At 67.4% G+C, this 2,748-nt stretch carries 3 protein-coding genes; 1 reads left to right on the plus strand and 2 read right to left on the minus strand.

Translation table 11 applies throughout. The annotated features are described in order from the left end of the window. Positions 1-180: 180 nt before the first annotated feature. Both EOA27_RS30760 and EOA27_RS30765 read right to left on the minus strand, forming a co-directional pair. On the minus strand, positions 181-1,215 hold the full coding sequence (locus EOA27_RS30760; RefSeq protein WP_126080566.1) for an aldo/keto reductase: 1,035 nt from the start codon (positions 1,213-1,215) through the stop codon (positions 181-183). 37 nt (positions 1,216-1,252) lie between these two features. Continuing rightward, positions 1,253-2,440 (minus strand): MFS transporter, encoded by a 1,188-nt coding sequence (locus EOA27_RS30765; protein WP_126080567.1) that lies wholly within the window; start codon positions 2,438-2,440, stop codon positions 1,253-1,255. Between the two features lie 121 nt (positions 2,441-2,561). Here EOA27_RS30765 and EOA27_RS30770 point away from each other — a divergent pair. Continuing rightward, positions 2,562-2,748, plus strand: a 187-nt coding sequence (locus EOA27_RS30770) for a LysR family transcriptional regulator (RefSeq protein WP_145970638.1), incomplete at its 3' end; no start/stop codon positions are given.

A 2,748-nucleotide genomic window follows, 5' to 3' on the forward strand; every position in this document is an offset into this window, starting at 1 on the left:
AGCGTTGCGGCGATCCGGAATTCTGCTCGCCGCGCCTGCGATCGAGGTAACGGAATGGATCCTCGGGTCTTCGCGACGCCGCTTCGCGGCTGCTTCGCCCGTGGATGACGAAGTTCAGAGGGCTGCGGCTAATCTCGCGCGTTCACGCTCGCGCTGAGGGGGCAGCTTCAGCGCCGGCGATCACACCGCCGGCGGGTTCAGCCGGGCGAAGCCTTCTTGGCGCCGATAGGGGAAGTAGGGATAGGGCGCCGTCACCGCGCTCGCTTCGTCGAGCGCCTTGATCTGTTGGGGCGTCAGCGTCCAGCCGACGGCGCCGAGGTTCTGGCGGAGCTGTTCCTCGTTGCGCGCGCCGATGATCACCGACGACACGGTCGGCCGCTGCAGGAGCCAGTTGATGGCGACCTGCGGCACGGTCTTGCCGGTCTCGGCGGCGACCGCTTCCAGCGCATCGACCACCTTGAAAAGATGCTCGTCCTCGACCGGCGGGCCGAAATCGGCTGTGCCGTGCAGCCGGCTCTTTTCCGGCAAGGGCTGGCCGCGGCGGATCTTGCCGGTCAGCCGGCCCCAGCCGAGCGGACTCCACACCAGGGCGCCGACGCCCTGGTCGAGGCCGAGCGGCATCAGTTCCCACTCATAGTCGCGGCCCACCAGCGAATAATAGACCTGATGCGCGACGTAGCGCGGGTAGCCGTGTTTGTCGGCCAGGCCGAGCGATTTCATCACCTGCCAACTGGAGAAGTTGGAGACGCCGACATAGCGCAGCCTGCCGGAGCGCACGAGGTCGTCCAGCGCCGACAGCACTTCCTCGATCGGTGTCGAGGCGTCGAAGGCATGGAGCTGCAAAAGGTCGATATAGTCGGTGCCGAGACGCTTCAGCGCCGCGTCGACGGAGCGGATCAGGCGGGAGCGCGACGAGCCCCAGTCGGCCGGACCGTCGCCCATCGGCAACGACGTCTTGGTCGAGATCAGCACCGCGTCGCGACGGCCCCTGATCGCCTCGCCAAGCACCTCTTCCGAGACGCCGTTGGAATAGACATCGGCCGTGTCGAAAAGATTGACGCCCGCCTCCAGGCAGATGTCGACCAGCCGGCGCGCCTCTTTCGCGTCGCTGTTGCCCCAATGGCCGAAGAGGGGACCGGAGCCGCCAAAGGTTCCGGCGCCGAAGGAAAGCGCCGGCACTTTCAGGCCGGAGGCGCCGAGAGGTCGATAATCCATCTTTTTTCTCCTGATTGGATGTCGAAGGGATCGGCGTTCAGCACTGCGCCGTGACCGGCTTGCCGATCGCGCTGCCGCGTTCGAGACGCAGCGCCATGAGCACCACGCCGAGCGCGGCGATCGGCACCAGGCCGGCGACGAGGGGGACGGCGCCGAGGCCGGGGCCGTGATCGATGACGAAGCCGCCGAGCCAAGCGCCGATGGCGTTGCCGAGATTGAAGGCGGCGATGTTGAAGGAGGAGGCCAGGCCCTGGCCGGCGCCCTTGGCCTTCTCCAGCACCCACATCTGCAGCGGCGCGACGGTGGCGAAGGCGGCGGCACCCAGCAGGCCCACGGCAATGATCGCCGTGATCGGCTGATGGATCGCCGCGGTCATGAGGAACAGCACCGCCGACAGCGCAACCAGCGTGCCGACGACCGTCGGCACAAGGTGCCGGTCGGCGAGGCGTCCGCCAAGCAGGTTGCCGGCGACCAGCCCGCCGCCGAAGACGAGCAGGATCGGCGAGACGGCTCCCTCGGAAAAGCCGGTGACGCGGGTCAGGATCGGCGCCAGATAGGTGAAGGCAGCAAAGACGCCGACCCAGCTCAGCACCGTGGTCAGGAGGCCGAGCAGCACCGCCCGGCGGCCGAGCACGGCGAGCGTGCCTTCGGAGCTTTCCTCTTCGTCTGCTGCTACCGGTTCGTCGCGCGGCACGAGCAGCGCGATCACGGCAAAGGCGATGACGCCGACCAGCGTGACGGCGAGGAAGGTGGAGCGCCAGCCATAGGCCTGGCCGAGCCAGGTGCCGAAGGGCACGCCGAGGATGTTGGCGACGGTGAGGCCGGTGAACATCAGCGCGATGGCCGAGGCCTTCCTGTTGGGCGCGACCAAGCTGGTGGCGACGACGGAGCCGACGCCGAAGAAGGAGGCGTGGGCGAAGGCGGTGAGCACACGCGCCGCCATCAGCGTCCAGTAGTCGGGCGCCAGTGCGCAGGCCAAGTTGCCGACGGTGAAGACCACCATCAGCGCAAGCAGCAAGGTCTTGCGCGGCAGCCGGCCGGTCAAGGCGCCAAGCAGCGGCGCGCCGATGACGACACCCAGCGCGTAGCCGGAAATGAGCAGGCCCGCGGCCGAGATCGAGACGCCGAGATCGGCGCTGACATCGAGCAGCAGACCCATGATGACGAATTCAGTGACACCGATGCCGAAGGCGCCGGCGGTGAGGGCATAAAGAGCAAGGGGCATGGCAGGATCCGTTTGGTGCTGAAGGACGCCCAAGTCCCGCGCCCCGATGCCGAAGATCGTGATCCGTCGAGCTGTGAACCAGTCTTGCAATGGGCATATTTTCTGTGAAATAAATTCACAAATGGCGCGACCCGAAATCAACCGCTCCGGCGAGATCGAAGTGTTCGTCCGCGTCGCCGAGACGGGCAGTTTTTCCGCCGCGGCGCGGGCCTTGCGCATGACGCCCTCGGCGGTGAGCAAGCTGATCGCGCGGCTGGAGGCGCGGCTCGGCGCGCGGCTGGTCAGCCGCTCGACACGCAAGCTGCAAC

Source organism: Mesorhizobium sp. M2A.F.Ca.ET.037.01.1.1 (genome assembly GCF_003998075.1).
GTDB lineage: Bacteria > Pseudomonadota > Alphaproteobacteria > Rhizobiales > Rhizobiaceae > Mesorhizobium.

Coding starts and splice junctions, on each gene's coding strand:
- EOA27_RS30760 (WP_126080566.1), bottom strand. CDS start 1,215: ATGGATTATCGACCTCTCGGCGCCTCCGGCCTGAAAGTGCCGGCGCTT.
- EOA27_RS30765 (WP_126080567.1), bottom strand. CDS start 2,440: ATGCCCCTTGCTCTTTATGCCCTCACCGCCGGCGCCTTCGGCATCGGT.